Raw genomic sequence first — 5,778 nt, forward strand, 5'->3', positions numbered from 1 at the left:
TGTCCGAGAAATAGTCGTCCGAAAAAGACTCGAAAAAACTTTTTGTGTCCGAAAGATAAAGAAGGGCAAACGGCCGATTCGGTGGGCAAATGCGTAGCGCATGTTGCGCACCGAGCCGCCGACGCTGGAGAAGCACGGAGGGGTGTGTGGCGCGCCCGGAAGGATTCGAACCTCCGACCACCTGGTTCGTAGCCAGGTACTCTATCCAGCTGAGCTACGGGCGCGACGAGCAGGTAATTATCGTAAGACGGCGAGATGCTGTCAAGCGCTTGTACGGGAATTCTCGCGACCCTCTGTCGGTGGGTCGAGGGGACGCAGCGCGCTCATCGATAAGACGCGCTCGAGCGGCAGGCTAGTGCTGCATCCTGTATCCTTACCAACCGCATAAAGACTGAGGCCCAAGAGCGCTGGCTTTGTGACGACTCTTGGGCGAGCTGGGAGGATTCTGATGCGTCTGGTGTTGATTGCGCTCTCGGCGCTGTGGGCCGTGGGAGCCTTGGCTGCCTTTCTGCAGACGCGTCATCGCCCCCTAGAGGCCAAGCTGAGCGCTGGCTACCTGGTGGTCTGGCCGGCACTCTTGGTGCTGGTCTATATCAATCAACCGGTGCCCCTCTGGATCTCAGTCCCAGTGTTCTTTGGCTTCATTCCCTGGTTCTTGGCTGGTCCCCATCTCTGGGGCATTCTGAAAGACCCTGGCCGGATCAAGCCGGGCGAGGTCGTCGGTATCCCGGTTGGCTATTGGAGGTGGGGTAGCTTGGCTGCGATCCTGTTGGGCATCCTGTTCGATGTGCTGGTGCGCCCCTAGCTGTGCGCTGTGACCGGCCCATGTCTGCTTGCTTTCCATCCGTTGCTGGTGCGCTTGTCGCCCGCTTCCAGGCTCAGTCGGGCTCTGTCAGGCCCAGTCGGGCTCAGTTCTCTGCCAGGCGCCGCATTGGTCGCGCGCGACCCTCTAGCCGTATCACTGCCTTATGATCAATCCGCCGAATAATCAGCCACCGAGCGACATCCGTAAGATCGACGCGCTGCTGCAGATCGTCGCGCGCCTGCGCGATCCAGAGCGGGGCTGTCCTTGGGACCTGAAGCAGACGATGCGCAGCATCCTGCCGTTCACGCTCGAGGAGGCCTATGAGGTTGCCGAGGCGAGAACGACGATATGCCAGAGCGGCGCGAGGAGCTCGGCGACCTGCTGTTTCAGGTCGCAATCTACTCGCAGATGGCCGAGGAGAAGGACGCCTTCAGCTTTGAGGATGTGGTTGAGGCGATCTGCGACAAGATGATCCGTCGCCATCCGCATGTGTTCGGCGATGTGCGTGTGGAGTCTGAGGCCGAGGTGCGCGCGAATTGGGAGCGGATGAAGGCGGACGAGCGCGAGGCCAAGCATGAGCGACCACACATCAGCGTGCTTGACGGCGTTGCGCAAGCCTTGCCGGCTTTGGTGCGCGCGGAGAAGCTGCAGAAGCGCGCTGCGAACGTGGGCTTCGACCTCGATGACCTCGATCATGTCGTCGAGAAGATCAGGGAGGAGCTCCAAGAATGTGAGGAGACCTTTGCCGAGCATGCTGATCCGACCGAGCGCGTGCACGAGGTCGGCGACCTGATCTTCTCTTGCGTCAACCTGGCTCGGCATCTTGGCGTTGACGCCGAACAGGCGCTACGCGCGGCCAATCATCGCTTCGAGCGCCGCTTTCAGCGCATCGAGGTCTGTCTCCGCGCTGCAGGTCAGGTTCCCGCGCACTCCCAACGTGCCGAGATGGATCGGCTTTGGGAGATCATCAAGAACGAACAGCATTGACGGCCGTCCCTAGAGGCAGCAGCAGGCATGCGAGAGCGCATCCGATGAGCTTCCTAGCACAGATTGAGGAGTGCAATCGCTGGGCGGCTGGTGACTTTATTCCCTTCATCGTCGAGGGCGAGCAGCTCGGCATGGCGCGCCGCGAGTTTGCGGAGGCCCTAGACAGCCTGAGCGACCTTGGCGAGGCATTGTTGCTCGACCAGTTTGCGCTGCAGTGGGTGAGTGCGCCAAGCGGATTTGCGGCGCGCACCGAGGCGATGCAGCGGCTCTGCGATGAGCTGATTGCGGGCGGACTGATCAGCCATCGACACGGCGAGCAATACCCGGTCACGCCAAGCCGGCGCGAGGATGCGCGTTTCCTGATCGACCGTGCCTGCGCGCCTTACTTTGGCGTGCGTGCCTTCGGACAGCATCTCAATGGTTTTGTGCGAAGACCCGATGGCCTCTGGATGTGGATCGCCCGGCGTGCGGCAGACCGACGGGTTTACCCAAACCGGCTTGACAACATGGTTGCCGGCGGCCTGCCTTGGGGGATTTCCTTGGCAGAGAATGTCCGCAAGGAGTGCGCGGAGGAAGCGGGGATGCCGGAGCACCTGGCCGACCGCGCCGTCCCAGTCGGCGCCATCACCTACTGCCGTGCCTCCAAGCGGGGACTCAAGCCAGACGTGATGTATTGCTACGATCTGGAGCTGCCCGCAGACTTCGAGCCTCAGTGCCAAGACGGCGAGGTCGCCGGCTTTGAGCTGATGCCCATTGACCGAGTCGCTGAGATCGTCGACAACACAGACGCCTTCAAGCTCAACTGCAATCTGGTCATCATCGATTTCCTGGTCCGCCATGGTGTGCTGACACCCGAACATCCCGACTATCTGGAGATCGTGCAACGGCTTCGCTCGCTGGCCTGAGTGCGACAGGATCGCGAGCGGCCCTGCTGATCTTCGGTACCACTCTCTCGAGGGCAACATGAGCATTCAGTTTGGCATTCAACGTCGTCGATCGGTTCAGGTCATGGTCGGCGGACTTGGGGTCGGCGGCGACGCGCCGGTGCGCGTGCAGTCGATGACCAATACCGACACCGCTGACATCGAGTCCACCGTGACCCAATGCGCGGAGCTGGCCCGTGCCGGCTCCGAGTTCGTTCGGATCACGGTCAACAATGAGAGTGCCGCGGAGGCGGTGCCGCGTATTCGAGACCGGCTCGAGGCGATGGACTCACCGGTACCACTCATTGGCGATTTCCACTTCAACGGTCACCGACTGCTGGCTGACTATCCGGCGTGCGCCGAGGCACTGGCCAAGTACCGGATCAACCCCGGTAATGTCGGTCGTGGAGAGAAGCGTGATACCCAGTTTGCGACCATGATCGAGATCGCCTGCCGCTACGATCGGCCTGTGCGCATCGGTGTCAACTGGGGCAGCCTTGACCCGGAGCTGGTGGCGCGCATGATGGATGCCAATGCCCGCTCTGGGAGCCCTAGGACGGCCGACGAGGTGATGCGCGAAGCCATGGTCGAATCCGCCGTGGGCAGCGCATTACGCGCAGAGGAGCTCGGCCTTGGGCGCGATCACATCATCCTCTCCTGCAAGATGAGCGGGGTACAGGACCTGATCGCGGTCTATCGGATGCTTGCTGAGCGCACCGACCATGCCCTGCATCTGGGGTTGACCGAGGCTGGCATGGGGTCGAAGGGGATCGTCGCCTCCACGGCGGCGCTGTCGGTGATCCTGCAGGAAGGGATCGGCGATACCATCCGTGTCTCATTGACCCCGGCGCCCGGCGAATCACGCACCCGCGAGGTCGTGGTCGCACAGGAGATCCTGCAGACCATGGGAATGCGCTCATTCGCCCCCATGGTCACCGCGTGCCCGGGATGCGGCCGGACCACGAGCACCGTGTTCCAGGAGCTCGCCGAAGACATCCAGGGCTACCTACGCGATCAGATGCCGGTATGGCGCGAGACTTACCCTGGCGTCGAAACCCTGCAAGTAGCGGTGATGGGCTGCGTGGTCAACGGGCCTGGCGAGAGCAAACATGCAAACATCGGCATCAGCCTGCCTGGCACCGGCGAGCAGCCATCGGCGCCGGTCTACATCGACGGCGAGAAGGCGACGACACTGAAGGGGCCGGATATCGCGGAGCGCTTTAAGGCGATGGTCAACGATTACATCCACGAGCGTTTCAGCGCGCGATGAGTCTGGCCCGACTAGATTCACGGCACATCGGTCTTCATGGCATCTGACCACCAACAATTCGACTGCGGAGAAACGACGAATGACAAGAAAGGTAGCGGCTGTCTCAACCCTCGCACTGATGCTCGCTGGCAGTCTGTCGGCCGGGACGGCGCTTGCCGACGATCCGATGATGGTCTCGGTGAAGCGTCTATCATTAGAGACGGCACAGAAGATCGCGCAGGCCACCGTCGACGCCTGCCGCGAGAAGGGGATTCAGATCGGCGTCACCGTCGTCGACCGCGACGGCGTCGTCCAGACCCAGTTGCGCGACACCATTGCGGCCCCGATCACGATTCCGATCAGCTATAAGAAGGCCTACACCGCGGTCAACTTCAATGCGGCCACGTCGGCGCTGGAGCCGCGCGCGGATACCGCCGTCGGCCGTCAGGATTTTCTGGTGATGTCAGCCGGTGGCGTGACGGTCGAGGTCGGCGGCTCGCTGGTGGGCGGCGTTGGTGTCAGTGGTGCGCCATCCGGTGAGACCGACGAGGAGTGCGCCCAAGCCGGCGTTGATGCGGTCCAGGATGATCTGGATATGGCGATGTAGAATCTGGCTGCGAGCACTCATGTGACGAGCTTCAGCGCGCCGCGGACCGAGCCCGCTGAAGCTCCTGTTTAGCTTGTTCGAGCCGTTGCTCTGCCTCTTCGACTCGATTGAGATAAGAGGCTGAGGGGACACGGCCCCCCGTAGCAAGGGTCTGCCAATCTTCCGGATTTCGTCGAACCTTGGCCTCCTGCAGCGCTTGCTGAGCCTCGCGAACTGTCGATTCTGCTTCAGCAACCCGCTCCATGGCTTCTTGCTCCTGCACCTGACGCTGCGCGGCCGAGGTCTCAACCTGGGCTTGAATCGCTTGCACTCGCGCCTCGGCCGCGGCCTGCTCAGCTGGAGTAGGTCCTGGTGGGATCTCAACAGGTTCAACGGCAACGGCCGACGGCGGTGGCCGAGACGAATAGGTGATTTCCCCCTCGGGTCCGATGCTCTTGTAAACGGGCTGAGCCATCAGCGTAAGCGAAGCGCCTAGCCCAAGCAGAACGAGGGCGCCTAGGCCAAACTTGGACCCCGCCTCGAGCTCTTGGAGAAGCATCCCGCCCATCCGATAGCGAAGGCGTCGGAGCCCATCGCGGCTCCCGACGCCCTTAGCCCTGTCCATTGCGCGAGGGAGTCAGAAGCTACCCGTCGCACCTGCGGTAATGATCGAGAGCATCTCGCCGTTGATGGTGATCGCTATCGCCTGCAGCTCCGGTGGCAGCTCATAGGCATTGATGATCATGTCCAGATTGAGCATCTCAAGCCAATGGCGACCATCATTGTCCTCGACGAGTGCGATGGCGCAGGGCATATAGGCGGCATAGATGGTGTTGAAGCGCACCATCTTGACCGCGTCTTCGGGCCGACAAAACTGAAAGATCTCCAATCTTGGCGAGTCGAGACCCCGTGCTTCCAGCTCGGCGCTGACGTTCTGGTGGCCAACCAGCTTCATGTTGAGCTCAACGGCCTTTGAGTTCATCGCGTCGATGGCGTCGTCCGGGGTCACGCCTTCGGCGAGGCCAAGCTTGAGCACCGTCTGGCCAATCTCGACCATGTTGACCTCGGGCGCACTGGGGTCGCCTTCGGCAGCCATCGCCAAGGGCAGGGAAAATGGCGACAGAAACAGAAGGATGGCCGATACAAGAATGCGTTTGAGCATGAGCAGAACTCCTTGGTGTTTATCCGCGAGCGCCGAAGCCACCCACGTTATTCGTCGTTATCGTCA

General features: G+C 61.8%; 6 protein-coding genes, 1 tRNA gene and 1 pseudogene. 5 read left to right on the forward strand and 3 right to left on the reverse strand.

What is annotated here, in order from left to right; genetic code table 11:
• Nucleotides 1-147: 147 nt before the first annotated feature.
• Nucleotides 148-224: transfer RNA gene (locus ACY693_RS14100), tRNA-Arg, on the reverse strand.
• 224 nt (nt 225-448) lie between these two features.
• Between ACY693_RS14100 and ACY693_RS14105 the strand changes: the two genes are divergently transcribed.
• From ACY693_RS14105 to ACY693_RS14125, 5 genes and pseudogenes are all read left to right on the forward strand, one after another.
• A complete protein-coding gene (locus ACY693_RS14105; RefSeq protein WP_462322458.1) occupies nt 449-805 on the forward strand; it encodes a hypothetical protein in 357 nt (118 codons plus the stop codon).
• A 163-nt stretch (nt 806-968) separates the two neighbouring features.
• Nucleotides 969-1,792: pseudogene (mazG, locus tag ACY693_RS14110) on the forward strand (nucleoside triphosphate pyrophosphohydrolase).
• 44 nt (nt 1,793-1,836) lie between these two features.
• Nucleotides 1,837-2,697, forward strand: a complete 861-nt coding sequence (locus ACY693_RS14115; RefSeq protein ID WP_462322459.1) for a DUF4743 domain-containing protein — start codon at nt 1,837-1,839, stop codon at nt 2,695-2,697.
• Between the two features lie 58 nt (nt 2,698-2,755).
• Nucleotides 2,756-3,985: a flavodoxin-dependent (E)-4-hydroxy-3-methylbut-2-enyl-diphosphate synthase gene (ispG, locus tag ACY693_RS14120; protein ID WP_462322460.1), complete on the forward strand. Its 1,230-nt coding sequence runs from the start codon at nt 2,756-2,758 to the stop codon at nt 3,983-3,985.
• 79 nt (nt 3,986-4,064) lie between these two features.
• Nucleotides 4,065-4,571, forward strand: coding sequence for a GlcG/HbpS family heme-binding protein (locus ACY693_RS14125; RefSeq protein ID WP_462322461.1), 507 nt, complete (start codon nt 4,065-4,067; stop codon nt 4,569-4,571).
• 31 nt (nt 4,572-4,602) lie between these two features.
• Here ACY693_RS14125 and ACY693_RS14130 read toward each other — a convergent pair whose 3' ends face one another.
• Both ACY693_RS14130 and ACY693_RS14135 read right to left on the reverse strand, forming a co-directional pair.
• Nucleotides 4,603-5,175: a DUF4124 domain-containing protein gene (locus ACY693_RS14130; protein ID WP_462322462.1), complete on the reverse strand. Its 573-nt coding sequence runs from the start codon at nt 5,173-5,175 to the stop codon at nt 4,603-4,605.
• A 12-nt stretch (nt 5,176-5,187) separates the two neighbouring features.
• A complete protein-coding gene (locus tag ACY693_RS14135) occupies nt 5,188-5,712 on the reverse strand; it encodes a DUF302 domain-containing protein (protein ID WP_462322463.1) in 525 nt (174 codons plus the stop codon).
• Nucleotides 5,713-5,778: the final 66 nt, after the last annotated feature.

It is taken from the genome of Halochromatium sp. (assembly GCF_054919635.1).